This is a genomic window from Oceanobacillus sp. CFH 90083 (assembly GCF_009389585.1).
Lineage (GTDB): Bacteria > Bacillota > Bacilli > Bacillales > Amphibacillaceae > Oceanobacillus.
Genome location: NZ_VIYG01000006.1, coordinates 272,745 through 294,556 on the forward strand (window position 1 = coordinate 272,745; position 21,812 = coordinate 294,556).

Annotated in this window: 21 protein-coding genes; 19 read left to right on the plus strand and 2 right to left on the minus strand. The window is 37.9% G+C overall.

Going from position 1 to position 21,812, the window contains the following annotated elements:
* Positions 1-347 precede the first annotated feature (347 nt).
* Both FLK20_RS11810 and FLK20_RS11815 read left to right on the plus strand, forming a co-directional pair.
* On the plus strand, positions 348-1,847 hold the full coding sequence (locus FLK20_RS11810; protein ID WP_152656764.1) for an aldehyde dehydrogenase family protein: 1,500 nt from the start codon (positions 348-350) through the stop codon (positions 1,845-1,847).
* A 51-nt stretch (positions 1,848-1,898) separates the two neighbouring features.
* A complete protein-coding gene (locus FLK20_RS11815; protein WP_152656765.1) occupies positions 1,899-3,071 on the plus strand; it encodes a saccharopine dehydrogenase family protein in 1,173 nt (390 codons plus the stop codon).
* Between the two features lie 304 nt (positions 3,072-3,375).
* Here the strand turns inward: FLK20_RS11815 and mreBH are convergent, their stop codons facing one another.
* Positions 3,376-4,383 carry a rod-share determining protein MreBH gene (mreBH, locus tag FLK20_RS11820; RefSeq protein ID WP_152656766.1) on the minus strand — a complete coding sequence of 336 codons (1,008 nt, stop codon included), beginning with the start codon at positions 4,381-4,383 and terminating at the stop codon, positions 3,376-3,378.
* Between the two features lie 817 nt (positions 4,384-5,200).
* Between mreBH and FLK20_RS11825 the strand changes: the two genes are divergently transcribed.
* The 17 genes from FLK20_RS11825 (at position 5,201) to FLK20_RS11905 (ending at position 20,526) form a co-directional block, all read left to right on the plus strand.
* Positions 5,201-5,875: a CAP domain-containing protein gene (locus FLK20_RS11825; RefSeq protein WP_152656767.1), complete on the plus strand. Its 675-nt coding sequence runs from the start codon at positions 5,201-5,203 to the stop codon at positions 5,873-5,875.
* A 341-nt stretch (positions 5,876-6,216) separates the two neighbouring features.
* Positions 6,217-7,212: a glutaminase gene (locus FLK20_RS11830; protein WP_152656768.1), complete on the plus strand. Its 996-nt coding sequence runs from the start codon at positions 6,217-6,219 to the stop codon at positions 7,210-7,212.
* A 194-nt stretch (positions 7,213-7,406) separates the two neighbouring features.
* The gene (locus tag FLK20_RS11835; RefSeq protein ID WP_370453189.1) at positions 7,407-7,874 is read left to right on the plus strand and encodes a low molecular weight protein-tyrosine-phosphatase; all 468 of its coding nucleotides are present in this window, start codon (positions 7,407-7,409) and stop codon (positions 7,872-7,874) included.
* A 21-nt stretch (positions 7,875-7,895) separates the two neighbouring features.
* Positions 7,896-8,192, plus strand: a complete 297-nt coding sequence (locus FLK20_RS11840) for a YtxH domain-containing protein (RefSeq protein ID WP_152656770.1) — start codon at positions 7,896-7,898, stop codon at positions 8,190-8,192.
* A gap of 129 nt (positions 8,193-8,321) precedes the next feature.
* A complete protein-coding gene (locus FLK20_RS11845; RefSeq protein WP_152656801.1) occupies positions 8,322-9,149 on the plus strand; it encodes a YihY/virulence factor BrkB family protein in 828 nt (275 codons plus the stop codon).
* Positions 9,150-9,318: 169 nt separating this feature from the next.
* Positions 9,319-10,185: a transporter substrate-binding domain-containing protein gene (locus tag FLK20_RS11850; RefSeq protein ID WP_227995009.1), complete on the plus strand. Its 867-nt coding sequence runs from the start codon at positions 9,319-9,321 to the stop codon at positions 10,183-10,185.
* 8 nt (positions 10,186-10,193) lie between these two features.
* Complete coding sequence (locus FLK20_RS11855; protein WP_152656772.1) at positions 10,194-10,880, plus strand: amino acid ABC transporter permease; 687 nt, start codon at positions 10,194-10,196, stop codon at positions 10,878-10,880.
* 145 nt (positions 10,881-11,025) lie between these two features.
* Positions 11,026-11,820: a YfkD famly protein gene (locus FLK20_RS11860; RefSeq protein WP_152656773.1), complete on the plus strand. Its 795-nt coding sequence runs from the start codon at positions 11,026-11,028 to the stop codon at positions 11,818-11,820.
* Between the two features lie 132 nt (positions 11,821-11,952).
* Complete coding sequence (locus tag FLK20_RS11865; protein WP_152656774.1) at positions 11,953-13,260, plus strand: Na+/H+ antiporter family protein; 1,308 nt, start codon at positions 11,953-11,955, stop codon at positions 13,258-13,260.
* 60 nt (positions 13,261-13,320) lie between these two features.
* Complete coding sequence (gene pdaA / locus FLK20_RS11870) at positions 13,321-14,103, plus strand: delta-lactam-biosynthetic de-N-acetylase (protein ID WP_152656775.1); 783 nt, start codon at positions 13,321-13,323, stop codon at positions 14,101-14,103.
* A gap of 394 nt (positions 14,104-14,497) precedes the next feature.
* Positions 14,498-16,642, plus strand: a complete 2,145-nt coding sequence (locus FLK20_RS11875; protein WP_152656776.1) for an ATP-dependent Clp protease ATP-binding subunit — start codon at positions 14,498-14,500, stop codon at positions 16,640-16,642.
* 552 nt (positions 16,643-17,194) lie between these two features.
* Entirely contained in the window at positions 17,195-17,572 is a 378-nt protein-coding gene (locus tag FLK20_RS11880) for a hypothetical protein (protein WP_152656777.1), read from the plus strand.
* A gap of 82 nt (positions 17,573-17,654) precedes the next feature.
* Entirely contained in the window at positions 17,655-18,008 is a 354-nt protein-coding gene (locus FLK20_RS11885) for a sensor histidine kinase (RefSeq protein WP_227995019.1), read from the plus strand.
* Between the two features lie 48 nt (positions 18,009-18,056).
* The gene (locus FLK20_RS22185; RefSeq protein ID WP_305080940.1) at positions 18,057-18,311 is read left to right on the plus strand and encodes a hypothetical protein; all 255 of its coding nucleotides are present in this window, start codon (positions 18,057-18,059) and stop codon (positions 18,309-18,311) included.
* Between the two features lie 248 nt (positions 18,312-18,559).
* A complete protein-coding gene (locus tag FLK20_RS11895; protein ID WP_227995014.1) occupies positions 18,560-19,414 on the plus strand; it encodes a ComEC/Rec2 family competence protein in 855 nt (284 codons plus the stop codon).
* A 74-nt stretch (positions 19,415-19,488) separates the two neighbouring features.
* Positions 19,489-20,334: an SPFH domain-containing protein gene (locus FLK20_RS11900; RefSeq protein WP_152656780.1), complete on the plus strand. Its 846-nt coding sequence runs from the start codon at positions 19,489-19,491 to the stop codon at positions 20,332-20,334.
* Positions 20,335-20,346: 12 nt separating this feature from the next.
* Positions 20,347-20,526, plus strand: coding sequence for a type II toxin-antitoxin system antitoxin (locus FLK20_RS11905; RefSeq protein WP_152656781.1), 180 nt, complete (start codon positions 20,347-20,349; stop codon positions 20,524-20,526).
* Between the two features lie 217 nt (positions 20,527-20,743).
* On the opposite strand, the gene FLK20_RS11910 is transcribed toward FLK20_RS11905, so the two are convergent.
* The gene (locus tag FLK20_RS11910) at positions 20,744-21,307 is read right to left on the minus strand and encodes a GNAT family N-acetyltransferase (protein ID WP_152656782.1); all 564 of its coding nucleotides are present in this window, start codon (positions 21,305-21,307) and stop codon (positions 20,744-20,746) included.
* Positions 21,308-21,812: the final 505 nt, after the last annotated feature.

The following is a 21,812-nucleotide window of genomic DNA, read 5'->3' on the forward strand; positions in this document are numbered from 1 at the left end:
CGAAATTACATTCATCGGCTTATCATTTTTAATGAATAGTATTTTCCATTTTCTGAATATTATTTGAAAATACTTGTAAACATATTTGAGCTTCCATTATACTAGAATTAGAAAGGATAGCATTATTTTTATATAGGAAATAAAGTCGGAAGGGAAATCAATTTATCGCAGTGTCACTGGCTGTAAGACTCCCGCTTCAAGAATGGAGAAAAACGAAAATACTAAGCGGGAGATCCAACAGCCAGTAACGGCCCGATTCGTTCGACTAAACATTCAGTGGGGGATGAAAAGAAAACCCCCACTGAATGAGTTTCACTTTATTTCATCTGTAGCAAGGAGGAACTAAAATGATAACGCTTACAAATTCGGAGAAAGATTTAAAAAACTTTATTAACGGGGATTGGATAGAGGTAACGAATAAGGAAAAGGTGTATAATCCCGCGAATGGAGAAGTACTTGCAGAAGTTCCAAACTCTGAGGCGGCAGCTATTGATGAGGCTGCAGAATCTGCCCGTATCGCCCAAAAGGAATGGGCGCTTGTACCGGCGCCTCAGCGTGCTGAATTACTTTATAGAGTGGGGCTAAAGATGAAGGAGCAGAAGGAAAGGCTGTCTCAGCTGCTAACATTGGAGAATGGAAAGGTGATCGAAGAAGCGCGGGGAGAAGTACAAGAAGGAATCGATATGGCTTTCTATATGGCGGGAGAGGGAAGACGTTTATTTGGACAGACGACGCCATCTGAATTAAAGGATAAATTTGCAATGAGTGAGAGGCGCCCGGTTGGAGTTGTAGGGATTATCACGCCATGGAATTTCCCGATTGCCATTGCTACATGGAAGTCATTTCCTGCTATCGTTGCTGGAAATGCTGTTATTTGGAAGCCCTCATCAGAAACACCGCTGATGGCAAATGAATTAGCGAAGATTTTTAAGGAGGCAGGGTTACCCAAAGGAGTGATCAATGTTGTATATGGATCAGGTGCTACCATTGGGCAAGCGATGATTGAACATGAAGCTATCCGTGTTATTTCTTTTACCGGCTCCAATGACACAGGCAGAAAAGTGGCAACAGAGTGCGGGAAACAATTAAAAAAGGTTTCTTTAGAAATGGGAGGGAAAAATGCTGTCATTGTCATGGAAGATGCCGATATCGATTTAGCAGTGGAAGGAATTCTTTGGAGTGCGTTTGGAACAAGCGGACAGCGCTGTACTGCCTGCAGTCGTGTCATTGTTCATAAAGCTATCCGGGTAGAATTGGAAAAAAAGCTGCTGGCGGCAATGAAGGATTTAACAATAGGGGATGGACTGAATCCAAACAATAAAGTTGGTCCGATTATTAATCAGGCTGGTTTAGATAAAATCTTGAAATATATTGAGATCGGCAAAAAAGAAGGGGCGAATTTAGTTACAGGAGGCAAACAGCTTGCAGTAGAAAATTATGAGAACGGCTTTTATTTTGAACCAACATTGTTCACCGATGTTACGATAGACATGCGAATTGCTCAGGAGGAAATTTTTGGTCCAGTCGTTTCACTTATTGAGGTAAACGATTTTGAAGAGGCTATTGCTGCAAATAATAAAGTGAAGTATGGCTTATCCAGCTCTATCTTTACACAGGATGTTAATCGCGTTTTTAAAGCACAGCGCGATCTGGATACGGGAATTGTTTATGTCAATGCCGGAACAACAGGTGCAGAGATTCATTTACCTTTTGGGGGGACAAAAGGGACAGGAAATGGGCATCGTGACTCTGGGGTGCAGGCGCTGGATGTTTTTACAGAATGGAAGGCAGTCTATGTCGACTATAGCGGGAAGCTGCAGCGTGCCCAAATTGATACGGATGCATAAGCATAAACTGTGAGAGGCTTTAAAAGCAGGAAGCGACTAGGAGGAATGAATATGAAAATAGGTGTATTGGGAACTGGTCTCATGGGAAAAGAGGTTGCAAGAGATCTGGCGAACAGTGATGGTATCAAAGAAATTGGTCTTGCCGATATTGATTTGCAGCGTGCCCAGGATATTTGTTATCAGCTCCAGTCTCCATTAATGACAGCCTACCAGGTAAATGCGAAGAATGAAAATGAGCTTGCCGATTTTATGAGCCGTTTTGATGTTGTTGTAAATGCATTATTTTATACCTTTAATGAAACAGTGGCTAAGACAGGTATCAAAGTAGGTACTTCTGTGGTTGATTTAGGCGGACATATTGATCATATTACGGATAAAGTACTGGATTTAGATGGAGAGGCAAGAGCTGCAGGTGTGACGATTATCCCTGATTTAGGCGTTGCTCCGGGGATGATTAACATATTATCAGGCTATGGTGTCAGTAAATTAGAAAAAGCAGCATCGATTCAATTATTTGTAGGCGGAATTCCGGTTCATCCAGAAGCTCCCCTGAAATATAATCATGTATTTTCTATGGAAGGTGTGCTTGACCACTATACAGAACCATCAGAGATTATCCGTGATAATAAACTCATTACTGTACCATCTTTATCCGAAATTGAACCCATTGACTTTGCTGATTTTGGAGAATTAGAGGCATTTCATACATCGGGCGGCACATCGACATTGACAAAATCCTTTTCTCATTTAGAGACATTAGAATATAAAACAATACGATATCCAGGGCATGCGGAAAAATTCAAGCTATTAGTAGATTTAAATTTAACGAAAAATCATTATGAGGTGATCATAGATGGTGTAAAGGTCAGTCCGCGAAAAGTTCTGTTGAAGGTACTTGACCCGATTGTTGATTTAAAAGATAAAGAGGATGCCGTTTTATTACGTGCAATCATTAAAGGATATAACAAGCGGGTGAAAACAATATTCACTTACGAAATGGTGACATATAAGGATCAGCAGACTGGAGTAACTGCCATGGCTAGAGCTACTGCCAATACGATTTCGATTGCTGCCCAAATGATTGCCGATCAAACAATTACGAAAAAGGGTGTATATCCACCTGAAAAAATTATTCCTGGTGAAGCTTACATTAAGGAAATGGCAAAAAGGAAAGTAATTATTAAAGAAACAATATCGATGGAGAGCCATTCAACCGTTTCTTGATATAAGAGCACGACAAATAAGACTCCCTGCGATCATTTAAAAAAATGGAAGTTTATTGGGTTTTATTTAAAATCGATTGTACGTTCACGTTTTATAGATCGAGCAAGTGAGCCCACCGCTTGCTCTCTTTCTATGGCAATGTTTTTAGAAAACTCTAAGAAGCCTTTTAAAATTTCATTTTTAAAAGGTTACTTTATTTTATACAGAATACGGGAAATCCGAAAATCCCCGCATTCTGTAAATAAAAAAGTGCCGACAGTATAATGTTTTAAGAGTACGTATTCTCTAGAGAAATAACAGGTGTTTATTTTGCTGCTTTTTGCAGTTTATGAATCATTTTTAGCGCGCGTCCCGTACCAATTGCTACCGATTCTAACGGATTTGGAGCGATGTGAACAGGTACACTCAACTCTTCTGCAAGCCACTCCTGCATACCATTTAACAGGGAACCTCCACCTGTAAGAACAACACCATTGTCAACAATGTCACCACTTAATTCCGGTGGGCATTCTTCTAAGGTTGCACGGATGGTTTCTAAAATTTGTTCTAAAGATTCTTTTAGAGATGCATAAATCTCAGTGGAAGTAACTTCAATTGTTTTCGGAAGCCCGGTAACCATATCACGACCACGGATTTCCATAGTTAATTCTTTGTGATTTGGATGGGCATAACCGATTTCCATTTTAATATTTTCAGCAGTACGTTCACCGATTAAAATATTATATTGCTTGCGGATATGCTGGATAATTTCTTCATCCATTTTATCGCCGGCTGTACGCACTGAGTTACAAGATACAATACCGCCAAAGGAAATAATACCAACCTCAGAAGTTCCGCCGCCAATATCGACAATAACATTTGCATAAGGCTCATCTACAGGCAAATCTGCACCAATAGCTGCTGCAACAGGTTCTTCAATTAAATGAACTTGTTTTGCACCGTAGCTGGATACAGCATTATGAATCGCTCTTCTTTCTACACTTGTGCTGCCGGATGGCGTACATACAATGACATTGGGCTTACGCATGGACATACCTAATGTTTTACTTACCTTTTTAAGCAATTCTTTTAGTAATTGAGCTGTAACGTCATAATCAGCAATCACTCCATCTTTTAAAGGGCGGATCGGGATGATATTCTTCGGTGTTTTACCAACCATTTCTTTTGCTTCTGTTCCTACAGCCATCACCTGTTTTGTATTGACGTCAATTGCTACAACGCAGGGTTCGTTTAAAACAATTCCTTTTGACTTTGAATATACCAAAATATTTGCAGTTCCTAAATCAATTCCAATTTCAGCGCTTGAAAACATATATAAAATCCTCCATTATAATTTCTTTTTAGTTTGATTGTAGACAGAAAAGACACGTGTATGTTCAAAAAGTAATCAAATTAGAAGCAAGAAGATTGAGGCAACGGGTTTTTTACGAACGGGCTTCTCATGTATTGTGGTGATTTCTGTGTTGTCGACAAATGTTTCCGGCGGGGCGGGTATAATCACAACCCCAGTCCCATCAGAAAAAACACGTTAACCAAAGATTCGACACTTATCATTTGGAGACTTTTTGAACATCCTCAATACGACACTTTTCCGTATGAAAGAATACATTTCTTCATTCTATTAAGTATTCATTTTTATCTATTATGCTTCATACATATAATTTGAGTTATTAAATCACATTTCCTGGTACTTTGTCATAATGACACAATTATTTCAGTTTCTTAAAATACTATTCTATCAAATAATTTCTTTTTTGGGGGTAGTGAGCGCCCTTCCATATTATATTGAAAGAACTAGTCTATAAAATAAAACATAAATGAAATGAAATCAAGTAACATTTTTGTTACATTTTTGTCTACAATGTAACATTAGACCTGCTGTAGAAACTTGTCAATAATCATTTTGTAGAAATGATTTCCTATGGATTGATTAATTTCCAAGGCAGGGGAATTATACTCAATTTAGAATAGTAGATTTGATAAGGTTTTACAAGTTTGAAAGCAAAAAAATAGAATGAAAAAAAAGAGTTTGGTAAACCTTTCCTTCATTATTTCAAATATTACAGAAAACTCCATGTTATGATCATTTTGCACAAAACAAAACAACAAAAACAAAGGAGTGTATGTGCATGTTTAAGAAAGTAGGCATTGCTGCTGTCTTGTCAGCAACTGTATTATTTGGGGGAGCGTTCGTTTCTGATGCAGAAGCATCTGCAAATGCTGGAACTTCTCCTCAATTAAATAATGAGCATTTTGAACAAGGAAGTTTCAATTGCTTTGATATAATAAATAAAACGGCTTCTCCAAACGCTGAAGCTGGGGCACCAACAGAAAATCAGCCATCTGAACAAGCAAATCAGGAAGAGGCTGGTAACGCAGAAGACGCACAGCAAAATGCAGAAGATAATCAAGCTGCAGATGGTGAAGTTAGTCAATTTGAACAGGAAGTAGTTGACTTAACAAACCAGGAAAGAGAAAAACAAGGACTTGCTCCGCTGGAATTAGATACAGAGCTAAGTAAAGTGGCCCGTGCAAAATCAGAGGATATGCAAGCAAACAACTATTTTGATCACAATAGCCCGAACTATGGCTCTCCATTCGATATGATGCAAAGCTTTGGTATTGATTACAATACTGCTGGTGAAAACATTGCTCAAGGGCAGCGTTCTCCGGAAGAAGTAGTAAACGCATGGATGAACAGCCAGGGTCACCGTGAAAATATCATGAACAGTGATTTCACGCACATTGGAATTGGACATGTAGAAGAAGGTAACTATTGGACACAGATGTTTATTGGAAAATAAGTGAAGTCTTCTAATTGAAAAAAGCCTATCCATTTAAAGGTATTTTTTAAATGGATAGGCTTTTTCTATTATGTATGGTTCTAATAGCAGCTTGTTTTGAAGTTTTCCCTTTGTTTTCATGAGGACAATTTCGTTTATATTTACGTCGATGAAAGAAAACATTGGTTTAGATATCAAATCAGCTTTAAACTAAACATATAAGTGAATGATTTAGAATATATCGCATTACATAAAGAGGAAGTTCATAAAGTGAAATTTCATTCAAGGTGAGATTTTACGGGTAAAGAATAGAGAGAATGGGAATAGTTCATATAAAGAATGAATAGATGCGGGGTGGCAAAATGGTACAGGGGTTTATGAATTTAAATACAGAAAGAAATAAACAATGGCTGCAAGAATATGTAGATGGCTGGGTGGAATTTTTTAAGAAGCAGACAGACACTGGAAAGGTCGCTGATTATATACCGAAATTAGAGGAGGCAGACCCTGATGCTTTAGGTATTACCATTATCGGAAAGGGGGGGATGCAGATCCGGTCGGGTGATTTGGATCATTCCTTTTCTATCCAAAGTATATCCAAGGTTCTCAGCTTTATTGTTGCGTGTATCGACAGAGGAATAACGTATGTCCTGCAACGGGTTGACGTTGAGCCGACAGGGGAAGACTTTAATTCTATTATGCATTTGGCGATTAATCGTGCGAAAAGACCATTTAATCCAATGGTGAATTCAGGAGCTATCACGGTATCCTCTTTGTTAAGCGGCAATACATCGGATGAAAAACTGGAGCCATTATTTCAATTAATGGAAAAAATGATCGGCTATCGTCCGGAAATAGATGTTGATGTCTATGTTTCCGAACGAGATACGTCCATGCGTAATCGGGCGATTGGTTATTATTTATTAGAAGAAGGCTATTTAGAATCTGACCTGGGGGTAACCTTGGAAACCTATTTTAAGCAATGCTCCATTAATATTACAACGGATGATTTAGCTCGTATTGGATTGGTTCTATCCAATGATGGTATTCATCCAGAAACAGAAGAGGTGATTATTCCGAAGAATGTAGCACGAATTGCCAAATCGTTGATGCTGACCTGCGGCATGTACAATGCTTCTGGAAAATTTGCTTCTTATGTCGGAATCCCTGCCAAGAGCGGTGTATCGGGCGGGATTTTAGCAGTTGTTCCGCCGAGAGCTCGTGAAAATGATTTGCCATTTTTAGATGGCTGTGGTATTGGTGTATATGGGCCGGCTTTGGATAAGCAGGGAAACAGTGTGGCAGGAATTAAATTGCTCCGTCATATCGCAAATAGCTGGGATATGAGCTTGTTTTAGCCTTGTATTTTTTCGACAGAAATGGAAGCGGAATAACAACTTTCTACAATTTATTCTTTGCTTATCAGGCTAAGTTGCTTATAATGGAGTTAATGTAGAGTATCCGAAACTTTATAGACTGTTTTGGATATTTAAGTAGGAAGCGCTTCTTTAGTAAGCAAACGAGAAATAAATAATGAGGTGTATAGTGATTGGTGCGTGTGTTATTTGTTTGTTTAGGTAATATTTGCCGCTCTCCAATGGCAGAAGCGGTATTCCGGGATCTTGTTAAGAAAGAGCAGCTGGAAGATCAGATTCAAATTGATTCTTGTGGGACTGGTGACTGGCATCTTGGAGAAGCTCCCCATGCTGGAACAAAGGAAATACTCCATCAGCAGGGCATTTCCTGTGATGGTATGAAATCAAGGTTGCTAACAGCAGATGATTTTAAGCAATTTGATTATATGGTTGCGATGGATCAGAATAATTATCGTACGCTTATTCAGACAGGCGGCCAGGAAAGAGCAGCAGTTGTGAAGTTAATGAAGTTTGTAGAAGACATAGAAGATGATGATATCCCTGATCCATATTATACAGGAGACTTTGGTCAGACATATCGCTTAGTTTCTGAGGGATGTAACAGGTTACTACAGTTTTTAAAAGAAAAGCATCATTTAGCTTAAATAGGTAAAGGAGAGATACGAATGGGAAAACGTAAAATTATTTTGGGTGTTGTTGCAGGAGCCGTAGCAGGAGGAGCCGTAGCATTATTGGATAAAGAAGCGCGCAGTTACGCTTGTAAAAAAGTAAAAGATGTAAAATCAGCTTCATCTTATTATATCAGTAATCCATCTGAAGCGATCCAAGGCTTGCAAAGCACAGTGGACAAGGTGAACCAAGTGTTTGAAAGCGGATCTGCGAATGCTATGAATGCTTTAGAACAAGTAGAACAAACTTTAGATAAAGTGACGAATAAATTTTCTGGTAAAGAAATAGAATAGTACAGGTGCTTGTTCAAATGGAAGAACGTAGGAAGGGTAAAAGTTAAATAATGGAATGTTTATTTTTGTTAACATCTGCCTTCTCTTTTTTTGAACAACCTCTAAAAGTGAGAAGGGTGGGTGAAAGGGATTCGAAATCTGCAGAGTATAAGTGAAGATTTTTGGGGACGTTACCGGGAAGTTGATGTATTTGGCTTAGCAGCCCAGTTGTCTTATTTCTTTATCTTATCCTTATTTCCTTTTTTAATCTTCTTACTTAACTTAATTCCATATTTGCCAATTGATATGAATGTAATTTTAGAGACTATTGGCGACTTTGCTCCGGAGCAGGTAATGGGGCTGATTACTACAAATTTGCAGGCATTAACTGTTCAAAATAGCGGATTGCTTTCTATCAGTATAATCGGAACATTATGGGCAGCCTCTAATGGTGTTAATGCAATTACAAGAGCATTCAATTATGCTTATGGGATCAGAACAGACCGGTCTTTTATTGTTGCAAGGCTGGTAGCAATGATACTTACCATAGGTATGATACTAATCATTATTTTAGCTTTACTGCTGCCGGTGTTCGGGAGAATGATCGGTTCGTATCTGTTTTCCTGGATCGGCTTTACAGAATCCTTCTTAGCAGTATGGGGAGCCTTGAGATGGGCAGCCTCCTCTCTTATCTTTTTTATTGTGCTGCTTTTTTTGTACAAGCTTGCACCGAACCGGCGACTCCGATTTTCGCAGGTCATATGGGGCACAGCATTTGCAACCCTTGCCTGGCAGCTCGTTTCCTGGGGATTTTCCTTTTATGTGAATAACTTGGGGAATTTTTCTGCAACGTATGGCAGCCTGGGTACGATTATTGTGTTGCTGATCTGGTTTTATTTATTTGGTATCATTGTCATTACAGGCGGTATTTTGAATGCAACGATGCTGGAACAAAAAATTGATAAAAAGAAACGGTGAGATAGCTTCCCGTTTCTTTTTTTAAGGAAAATGAATTCGGTGGTCTATGGGTCGGTCTGTTCTAGTGGATATTTTAGGATTCATCATACAGAATAGTAAATTATTTTCATGTAAACCTTTCTTTGTTATAATATTTTTGTGTGAAGTTATAATACAGGGAGGTTTTGTGGTGAGAAGGTCTATATTTATTTTTAGTTTTATTCTTTTAGCAGGATTGTTTTTGACTGCTTGTGGTCCGGGGGATAGTGAAGGAAATACAGCAGGGGAGGAAGAAACAGATGGGCACTGGGAAAGTATTCAGGAAAAAGGAGAAATAGTAGCAGGAACTTCTGGAACATTAATCGGTGCATCCTATTATGATGAAAATGATGAATTAACGGGCTACACGGTTGAGATTATGAAAGAAATTGGAGAGCGTCTGGGCCTGGAGGTTACATTTGAAATTATGGGTGCAGATGATTTAGCTTCGGCGATAAATAGCGGCAGAATTGATGTTGGAGCAAATGATGCAACCATAACGGAGACAAACCAAGAAAAATTTGGATTTTCTGATCCATATAAATATTCGTACATTGTCGCAGCAGTTAGAGAATCAGATAATTCCGGAATAGAAACGTTGGAAGATTTAGATGGTAAAAAAGCAGGCGGGGCAGCATCAACAATTTACAGTCAGATTGCTGAGCATTATGGAGCAGAAGTAGTAACCTATGGAAATGCTCCAAATGAAGCTTATCTGAGTGATGTCAGTACGGCAAGAACGGATTTGGTTTTAAATGATTATTATTTGACTAAATTTGGGGTTGCAGCATTTCCTGATTTTGATTTACATCTTCACCCGACATTGAAATTTAATCCTACGGAGCAGGCACTTATGATGCCAAAGGAGGCAACAAAGCTTCAGGAAGAGATAAACAGAGCATTAAATGATATGCGTGAAGATGGCACATTGAGTGAATTGGCACAGGAATTTTATGAAGAGGATGCTTCCAAAGAACCGGATGTAGAAGTTGAAGTTGTCGAAGGTCTGGATTTTTAGAGGTTGGCATGAATATAACAGAGATAAATTTTGGTGGGTTTTTTGATGTTCAATTAGCTTGGGAGAGTTTACCCTTTGTTCTCGGAGGATTGCCGATAACACTGCTGATTTCGATTGGCAGTATGCTGATTGGACTTGTCTTAGGGCTATTATTAGCGTTGGCAAGAGGCTCTAAAAGCGTACTTTTGAGATGGCCGGCCAGACTTTATATATCCTTTATGCGTGGAACGCCAATTATCGTGTTTTTATATATTTTATATTTAGGCCTGCCTTCTGCAGGGATTCAGCTTGTAGCTGTCCATGCTGCCATTATTGGACTGGGATTGAATAGTGCTGCCTACATTGCTGAAATTGACAGGTCTGCATTAAACAGTGTGGAGAAGGGACAATGGGAGTCTTCACGGGCGTTGAATATGCCTTATTGGCTTACATTGCGTAAAATCATTCTTCCTCAGGCTACACGCATTGCTATTCCGCCTTTGACCAATGTTTTTATGGATATTGTCAAGGCAACTTCTTTAACAGCTGTTATCACAGTACCAGAGCTGTTTCAAAAAGCGCAGATTGTTGCCGGGAGAGAGTTTGATGCGATGACGATGTATGTGCTGGTTGCACTTATTTATTGGCCGGTGTGTATTTTAATTGGAATATTGCAGGATTATTTAGAGAAGAGATACAGTGTATTTGTAAAATAAGCATGGTGGAGCAATAATATAGAGGCATCTAAAAGCAAATAGATGTCTCTTTGTCATGCTAATTTCCATAAAGTCTCAGGGGCTTCATGTGCATAGTTTTCTTCCTTTCAGAAAAAATAAAACAAAAAGAAAGGAAGATACGGAAATGAAAAAATGCAATGGTGCTTATTTTTTTACAATTCTCTTCTGCTTCACATGGCTGTGGATACCGGGCGATAGCTTGGCGGAAGAAGTGAAAGAAGAATCAAATATACCTAGTCATGTATTAGATATTTCTAAAGAAAATACATTTCCAAATTCAACAGAAGACCAAGAAATTATTGAACCGAGCAAGTTAACAGAAGAATTAATCAAAGAGGTTGACATCCCAATTGAAAATCCAGAGCTGATTAAGGTTTTAAATGAAAGTAATATTAAACCATCACCGATAGCGATTGGATATCGCGGTATGGTCTATCTGGGCAGATGGCCAATTAATTATCAATCTGCAGAGTCAAATATAAATTGGGAATACCAGCATATTAATAAAAATGAAATGAATAATGCAGGCGGTGACCAGGTGCAGGAAATGAGCTATTATCAACAGGAGCAGAAAGAAATAAAAGGTGCACTTACTGGTAAAATAAGCAATCCAGAACAAATCAAAACCATGATGCTATTAAAGGCAAGTGAAAATACAAAGCTGCCTCTTTCCTATGAAACCGTCATTGGTCATAATACAAAATTGCCGAATTCGTATAATGTCCCTGTTCAAAAGTATGGGATGCTCGATGCCTATGCACCTGCTGTTAATGAGAAAGGGCAAGTGACATTTGGAGAAGTATATATTGAACTAAAAGGGTCAAACAAAGCGATTCAAATTAAAAATGTGACCAAGCAGGGGATTGGAGCCTGGATACCAATACAGGATTATTTATCCTTTTCTTTTAAAGTAAGATGAATAACAAAGGATTGTCGGGGAGACAGTCCTTTTTACTGTGATAAAGAATAAAAACTCTTGCATTTTAACCTTTAATGCTTTATCATAATAAAGTGTTAAAGGGAGATAGTAATTGTTATTGGGGGAAGTAAAATGGAATGGGTTGTTCTTTTAGCAGTTTTATTAATGACTGTTCTATGTTTAATAAAGGTAAATGTTATTTTATCAATATTAATTTCAACGATTGCCGCTGGCTTAATGGCAGGATTAGGTGTTATTGAATCTGTCGAAGTCATGGTAGCGGGGATGGGGAATGCGGCAAATACAGCACTCAGTTATATTTTGTTAGGTGCTTTTGCAGTTGCCATCAGCTATACAGGAATTACAAAGATATTAGTGAATTTCTTAATTCGAATATTAACAGGAAAGAAAACAATGATGCTTTTAGCATTAACTGGTGTTGCTTGTTTATCACAAAATGTAGTACCGGTACACATTGCTTTTATTCCGATTTTAATTCCTCCGTTATTAAAATTATTTGATCAAATGCGCGTAGATCGCCGTGCTGTTGCATTGGCATTAACATTTGGTTTAAAAGCACCCTATGTTATGATTCCAGCTGGTTTTGGATTGATTTTTCAAAATTTAATTTTGAACGGGTTAGAATCGAATGGTGCAGAAATTACACTTCATGAAGTAACATTATCTATGCTGATTCCTGGTTCCGGGATGATTATTGGATTATTAATTGGGCTGTTCATTACTTATCGAAAAGACAAAACACCTAAAGGTATCTTAGAGAAAGATAATATCAAAACAGAAGCTTTAGCAGAAGAGGCAGTTTTTAGCAAACAGCATTTATTTACGATTATTGCAATTGTATTAGCACTTGCCGTTCAAATTATCACACAGAACTTGATTTTAGGTGCATTAACAGGAATTATCGCTATGTTCCTGCTCGTGGCTTTACCATTTAAAGACTTAGATCGTGTGATGACAAGTGGAATTTCCATGATGGGAACCATTTCATTTGTTATTCTGGTGGCGGCCGGTTTTGCAAATGTTTTACAGGAAACGGGGGCAGTAACAGCATTAGTCGAAGTATCCAGTTCTGCTCTCGGGGATAATAAGCCATTGATTGCGTTTATGCTATTATTACTGGGATTAATTATTACAATGGGTATTGGTACTTCCTTTGGAACAATTCCGATTATCGCAGCACTGTTTGTACCAATTTGTTTAGCAGCGGGCTTTTCCCCGCTGGCAACAGCTGCGTTAGTTGGTACTGCGGGAGCGTTAGGAGATGCTGGATCACCGGCTTCAGACAGTACGCTTGGACCGACTTCCGGTTTAAATGCAGATGGAAACCATGACCATATTTGGGATACATGTGTACCGACATTTATTCATTATAATATTCCGTTATTTATTTTTGGCTGGATGGCAGCAATGTTTTTATAACAAATACGTATAAAATAGAAGCAAAAAGAAAAGATAAGAGAAAAACTGGGTGGGATTTGAATGAAACAACTAATCGCTTTCCTGTTATCACTTGTCTTTTTCTTTTGTGCTTTCACATGGAATACAGCTTCCGCATATGGATGGGGCTATCAGAAAAATAATCATCATACACCTCCGGAGATAGGATCATACCAGGAAGTATTGGATAAATACAATGCGTTCTATCTGGATGACAGCGGAGAGAAGAATATTTACCTCACCTTTGATAATGGCTATGAACAAGGGTTTACCTCTGACATATTAGATGTATTGAAGAAGGAAGAAGTTCCTGCAGCCTTTTTTATAACAGGACATTATGTAGAAAGTGAACCTGATTTAGTCAAAAGAATGGTGGAGGATGGACATATTATTGGAAACCATTCCTATCATCATCCTGATTTTACAATTATGGATAAGGAAGCCATTAAAAAAGAATTGATTGACTTAGAACATGCTGTTGCCGAAGTGAGTGACCAGGATGAATTAATATATGTCAGGCCACCGCGGGGGACATTCAGTTCAAATACCTTAAAATGGTCAACAGAGCTTGGGCTTGTTCATGTGTTCTGGTCGCTGGCTTTTAAGGATTGGGAAACCAACTCGCAAAAAGGTGCAGATTATGCTTATGAAGAAATTATGAAGCAGATACATCCCGGCGCAATTATTTTATTGCATGCTGTCTCCAGCGATAATGCAGCTGCCCTGGAAAAAGTCATTCAGGATTTAAAAGCAGAAGGCTATCAATTTAAAAGCTTAGATGATTTATGGATGCGTAAGCAATTGCCAAAGCAGTTTGTCTATTAAAAAAAGCTGTCCTTTAAAGAAGTGACGGGAGAAGATCAGAAGAAAATGTTCTGATAAACCGTTGTACTTCTAAAAGGACAGTTTTTTTGATATACTGCAAAAACAAATCTTGATGATAGAAAAGAAAACCGTTCTTTTAATTAAGGAAATTTTTGATTTAATCCTCTTTGACTAAAAATCGGATTAACGCAGGTTGCTAAATCCTTTATAAAATGAGGTGTTAGCCTATATTTAATCTATGATTGAAGCTAAAGGTCAAAAAAAAATAAAAAAATTTGACTAAAATACTTGAAAGTCAAATAAGGTCAGAGTATAATAAAAATATAGTCAAAGATAGTCAAAGTCAAAAGAACAATGAAAAGCTATCTGACTAATTCAGAAGGAGGAATGAGAAATGAAATGTCAAAAATGTGGTCAAAATGAAGCAACGATTAATGCACAGATGCAAATGAATGGTCAACGTATGGAAGTGCATTTATGTCATGATTGCTTACAGGAAATTCAAGGTAATATGATGAATAGCGACTTTTTCTCTAATTCTCCATTTGGCAATATGGATCAATCATTTGCCAACAACTTTTTCCAAGGTAACGGGCAAAGCGGTGCAAATGCCCGTACAAGAACACAACAAAAATCAAACAATGGAAATGGCTTGATTGATCAGTTAGCAAAAAATATTACTGATCAAGCGCGAGCAGGGAAGATTGATCCTGTCATTGGCAGAGATAAAGAAATTAAACGAGTGATTGAAACATTAAATAGAAGAAATAAAAATAATCCGGTCTTAATCGGGGAACCGGGTGTCGGTAAAACAGCAATCGCAGAAGGACTGGCAGTAAATATTGTAGAAGGTAATGTTCCGACAAAATTAATGAATAAAGAAATTTACTTGCTGGATGTATCTTCTTTAGTTGCCAATACAGGCATACGTGGTCAATTTGAAGAGCGAATGAATAAATTGATTGCTGAATTGCAAGAACGTGATGATGTCATTGTATTTATTGATGAAATTCATCTTCTTGTCGGTGCAGGCACAGCAGAAAGCTCGCAAATGGATGCCGGCAATATCTTGAAACCAGCTCTTGCACGGGGAGACCTGCAAGTAATCGGTGCAACAACATTAAAAGAATATCGTCAAATTGAAAAAGATGCAGCGTTAGAACGGCGCTTGCAGCCGATTATTGTAAAAGAGCCTTCTTTAGAGGATGCAGTTAAAATTCTAAAAGGAATTAAAGACCGTTATGAAAAGTTCCATGAAGTGCGTTATTCGGATGAAGTCGTCGAAGCGTTTGTCGGGCTTTCCAACCGTTACATTCAAGACCGCTTCTTACCAGATAAAGCTATTGATTTAATGGATGAGGTTGGTTCCAGATTGAACCTGGCAAATGCTCAGAAAGATTCTGATTCCTTACAGCAGCGCTTAGATGAGGTTGTGAAACAAAAGCAGGAAGCAGCCGATAAAGAAGACTACGAGCGTGCTGCCAACCTCCGCTATCAGGAAATTCAATTGCAAAAACAATTGGACAAGGTAGAAGACGGTGAGAAAACACTGGATGTAGATATTTCTGATATTCAACTGATTGTAGAAGAAAAAACAGGCATACCAGTAACCAAAATGCAAAAAGATGAGAAAGAAAAAATGAAAAATCTGGCTGATGATCTCCGTGCCAAAGTGATCGGACAGGAAGAAGCAGTAGCGAAAGTTGCAAAATCTATCCGACGCAGCCGCGCCGGGTTAAAAGCAAAAGAACGTCCAATCGGTTCCTTCTTGTTTGTCGGACCTACCGGTGTCGGTAAAACAGAATTGACAAAAGTACTGGCAGAAGAATTATTCGGCAAAAGAGATGCGTTGGTTCGATTGGATATGAGTGAATATATGGAAAAACATGCGGTATCTAAAATTATCGGTTCACCACCAGGATATGTAGGACATGAAGAAGCTGGACAGCTGACCGAACGTATCCGCAGAAATCCATATTCGATTCTGTTATTGGATGAGATTGAAAAAGCACATCCAGATGTGCAAAATATGTTCCTGCAAATTATGGAGGACGGTCATTTAACAGATTCTCACGGAAGAAGAGTAAGCTTTAAGGATACGGTCATCATTATGACAAGTAATGCTGGAACTGGTCAAAAACAAATAAGTGTCGGCTTTAACAGCAAAACACATGAATCAGTTTCCACATTAGAAACGTTAAGCAACTATTTCAAACCAGAATTTCTGAACCGTTTCGATGCGATTGTAAACTTTAATGAATTAAAAGAAGAAGATTTATTACAAATTGTGGACCTTATGCTGCATGACCTAGAAGCAACGATGAAGGAAAATCAAATTACTATCACTATTTCTGACGAAGCAAAACAACGTCTTATCAAATTAGGATATGATCCACGCTTTGGTGCACGTCCGTTACGTCGTGTTATCCAGGATAAAGTGGAGGATCAATTAACGGATCTGATTCTTGAAGGAGAAGATGTCACAGCAGTTCATGTGGATGTAGATGATGAAGAAATTGTTGTAACAAATGCTTCTTAATGAAAAGTTAGAATAGTATCAGAGATATATCAAATAAAATAAAGATAAAAGACCAGCTGGGCCAAATATTGGTTAACTGGTCTTTTCTTTTGTTCCATGATCGGAAAGTATAAGAAAAACGGTGGATTCACTGAATGGACGGGCGAATGCGTGTTTTTCTATAAAGAATATACAAGGCAGGATCAGTTTGTGATCTTATCTTGTTTCCTTTATTTCTTATGTGAAAGGAAGTTCGGCCAAGTATAAATCACCCTGCAGTTCAATCGCAAACTCTACTTTTAATACAGCGTTTTTTGTTCTGAGGATAATTGGAATTATGTAGGTTGTTATCAAAAGCGTTGGAAAATAAATTGTATAGATTTTATGCGGTCAAGTATGATTAAATATAGTTGAAAAGAAGTGATGAAAATGAACTAATTTACAATTATGCTCTCCGTGGCTGCACTTTTTTGTTTTGTATGAGATATAAAGTCAAGCTGGCACTTTATTTCGGTCTGCTCATGACTGGTATATCACTAATGGTGTTGTTTGATTCTGATAGAGCTGTCTGTCTTGTTAACGTTGCCAATAGATGCTGTAGTGCGTACAAAAATTGCACTTTCAATACATATCTTTATAGCAGTTTTTTTACTTAAATTTGTGGAGTATTTTTTACCAGGCTATGCGTCAAAGTTTCTTTATCGAATCCTTTCCATCTTGTTTTTAATATATGGTTTGCTTGTCGTAAGCTTACCTGTTTCTATCATTTTGGAAAATCAATTTATACTCAGTATTATTCAGATACTCAGTGCTTTCATTGTTATCGTGCAGATTATCAGAGCGCGCATAGGTGGTGTACCAAATACGTTTTTATTAGTATTGGCTGCAGCTGCAGTATTAAATAATGTGGTATGGGTATTTATAAAGCATAGAATGGCTCTGGTAAATTGATTTCTATCCTTTAGACATACTTATAGCACTAATTCTTTTTACAGGCTTTTGGATATGTCTATTCTTACAACATAAGAAGGATATTGAAGAAAAAAATAAAAAATTACGTTTAGCGAATAAGAGCAGAGATGATTTCTCGGCGAATACATCACATGAAATGAGAAATCCGCTGCATAGTATAATGCATACTGCACAATATGTGTTAGATAACCCGGAAAATAACATAACGGCAAAAGATCGTAATGATCTCAACTTGTTGGTTCAAGTAGGTAGAAAGATGTCAATGCTAATCAATGATTTAATTGATCTGTCACAAATGAGGAAGCATAATTTACGGCTGGATAAAAAAGCCGTAGATCTTCATGTGCAAATCAAAATTGTTTTGGATATGCTGGCACATGTGATGATAAAACAGACCATCCAGGAACAGGAATAGGCTTGGCTATCACGAAAGAGCTGATTGAATTACAAGGTGGTACGATTCATGTGGAATCAAGGCTTGGGGCAGGGACAACTTTTCGTTCTACACTGGCCTTATTTGAAGAATGAACTTATTGAGCAAGCTTTATTTGAAAAACCGAGTACTCTGACAGATAATTATCATCTTGTTGTTTCTTATGAACATGTGAATTGGACTAAACTAGATCATTTGACTGCCAAATTAAATTTAAATAAAGAATCAGTATTTTCTACTTATCGAGATGCACAGGAGTGGGTGGAAGATGTTATTCAGAACTAAGAAGCAGGAGTAGGAAAAAAATGCGGGAGATAGCTTTGAGATACTTAAACAGAAAATACCTGGTTAATTTTTATAATCTGATTTTGGTGAAAAGGAATCCGTAATAAAGTGAAACTTCCTGGACTGCGATAAAATTTCTTTTCAACAATTACCAATCATCTTTCCTCATACTGTACTTTCATTTTGTTTACACTAATGAAAAAGGAAGGGAAGGTGTTTGAAGTATGCGAAAAAGAGGCTTTGTTTTCTTGTTAATACTGATAATCATACAATTTCATACCCCTTCAGCTACCTATGCAGAACAGGAAATGCCTTCCATGAAGGTGCATTTTATTAATGTCGGTCAAGGAGATAGTATTTTGATCGAGACCCCTTTAGAAAGAACGATCCTGATTGATGGCGGACCTCCGGAAGCTGGTGATACGGTCGTGAACTATATAAAAGAACTCCAAATTAATGAGATTGATTTAATGATTGCCACCCACCCGGATATCGATCATATTGGCGGTTTAATTAATGTGCTGGATGAAGTAGAGGTAGGAAGTGTGCTCGATACAGGAAAGCTTCATCCGACAAGGACATTTGCCAAGTATATGAATCGGATTCGTGATTTACAAATTCCGATGACCATTGCTGAAAAAGAAACGCCCATTGAGATAGATCCGATGATTTCTCTGGATATTTGGAATGCAGCACAGCCTTTAACATCTCCCAATGCATCCTCTCTAGTATTAAAACTTAATTATGGTGAAACAGATATGCTTTTTATGGGAGATGTCGGTAAAAAGGAGGAAAAAGAAATACAGAAAAAGCATCATGTCGATGCAGATATCATTAAAATTGGGCATCATGGCTCGAATACAAGCACTTCAATGTCCTTTTTAAAAGAAGTCGACCCTGAAATTGCTATTTTAACCTACAGTAAGGATAACACTTACGGACATCCTGTTCCCCGAGTGATTGACCATCTCTACGAAATTGACGCGCTGATTTATTCTACCGCAGCCTTAGACAGTATTACAGTTGAAACAAACGGAGAGACGTTAATTGTAAATCCGCAAATGAATCCGATTCAAAAATTTGTGGAAGAACAAGCGGGTTAACGATATATCATTTTACAATTTAATACAAAAGTGATATCATATTAATATAATTAAGATATAAAGGGGAGGATTATATGCAGGAACGTCAAGCGTGGAGTATTAATGGTATACTTGGAATAGGGTTAATTGTTGTGTTGCTGGCACTAGGGGTGTTTAGTATTTTCCAATCATATCTAGTTTTAGGTGTTGTGCTAATTATTATTGCTGGTGTTTTAATCAGCGGGATAACGATTGTACAGCCGAATCAGTCCATTGTTGTTATTTTCTTAGGGAAGTACATGGGGACAGTTCGCCGTGAAGGTATTTTAATAACAGTACCATTTTCTATACGGAGAACCATTTCGTTAAGAGTTCGTAACTTTAACAGTAACCGATTAAAAGTAAATGATGTGAACGGAAATCCAATTGAAATTGCAGCGGTTGTTGTTTTCAAAGTAGTAGATGCAGCAAAAGCAGTTTTTGATGTGGATCAATATGAGGATTTTGTTGAAATTCAAAGTGAAACAGCCATCCGTGCTGTAGCAACAACCTATCCATATGATTCATTTACTAATGATGAATTAACGTTACGTGGAAATGCAGATGAAGTGTCGGATCAATTAACAACGGAGTTGCAAGAGCGCTTGCAGGTTGCTGGTGTGGAAGTTATTGAGGCCCGTTTGACACATTTAGCTTATTCTACCGAGATTGCTCAGGCAATGCTGCAACGTCAACAGGCAAGCGCCATTATCTCTGCACGTGAACAGATTGTGCAGGGTGCTGTCGGCATGGCGCAGGATGCAATTGCTCGATTAGAGGCGGATAAGATCGTAGAATTAGACGATGAGCGTAGAGTAGCAATGATTAATAATCTGCTTGTCGCCATTGTCTCTGATCAAGGAACACAGCCGGTAATTAATACAGGATCACTTTATCAATAAGCAGGGCTAACTATGGCTAAGAAAAAAAACTTTCCATTACGCATCGACCCCGAGCTTTATGATATTTTGCAGCGATGGGCAAAAGACGAGTTCCGCAGTGTCAATAGCCATGTTGAATTCTTACTGAGAGAATCTGCTAAGCGGGCGGGAAGGCTTCCGAAAAAGCATGATAAGAAAATAGGAGAAGACTGAACCTATCAACTGAATTTCCAAATGAAAAGCCTTAAGAAATCATGAACTGCACCCTGTCAAGTAGACAGTAAAAAACAAAAAATCTATGCAACAGCCTGGCACCGTTGGGAATTCCCAACGGTGCCAGGCTGTTTAATTTCTCCTGGTAACGTTTCTTCAAGATAGAATTGGATAGATCGATCAATATCCTCATGAACTGAATTCTTAAGGCTTATTTTTAAGACACTTCCTCACCAGAACTGACCGCAGCTTCTGAATGGAATTGCTGATAGGACAAATAATGTTCCTTCGTAATCACGAATAAATCATACATTACTTCATTAGAATTTCCATTGATTCGTTTATACATGGATTCGTATAATTCGTTAGCAAAGATAACATAAGGAAGCTTCAAAACTGCTTTTAATGAACGAGGATTGCTTCTGCGTACCTTCATAAAGATACCGTCAATACCTTTGGTTGTAAAAAGTTCATGAAAGAAGGCATCCTTAGCTTGGCGATTATAACCTTTACCAAAATACGGCTTACCGATCCAAGTAGCTAAAAAGCCATAGTTATCTTCAATATCAAAAAGATTAATGGTGCCGATTGGCTGCTGGTATTCATCTAAAATGGTTCGTGAAATTAATTCACCCCGGTCTTCTGCTTCTATCGTTTGTTTTGTTAAAAAATAAAATTCATCAACGGTTGTTGCTTTGTGCCTGACAAATGGGAACACCTCAGGGTCAACCATAAGCTCAAATAGCATAGGTACTTCAAGTAAATCACGTATTTTCAGCATAAAAATACCCTCCTTTTTACAGGCAGGTATTCTTACATGCAAAATAAATGCAGCAAGTAAATCACCCACCCTCGAATTTTTATTTTAAAAGTAGCATTGAAACAAAAATTCGGGGTGGGAATCGAACCCACTAGAACCAGGAAACCCTGGTGGCGCACCATTTGCCTTCCCTATTTAATTACTCTTCTCTCTGTACAATGGAGACAGGTTATATATCAGCTCTTTTCGAATTCGTTTTAATAATTTTATTGTATGATTTTTTCAGTGAAATGCAAGTGTTTTTTGAATAAGAAAGCATAAAATTTGTGTGAGTTTATTTTATTCAAGTGCAGCTCTGTCCCATTTAAAACTAGAGGAAACGTACAAGAAGCAGAGAAAAATCATTACCACATAGAAATAAGAAAATATGAAAAAAACCACTTGATAAAGGAACGTTTGTTCGTTATACTGTATTTAGATATTCACCTCAGAAACTCACCTTATCATAAATAAAGGATGTGTTTTT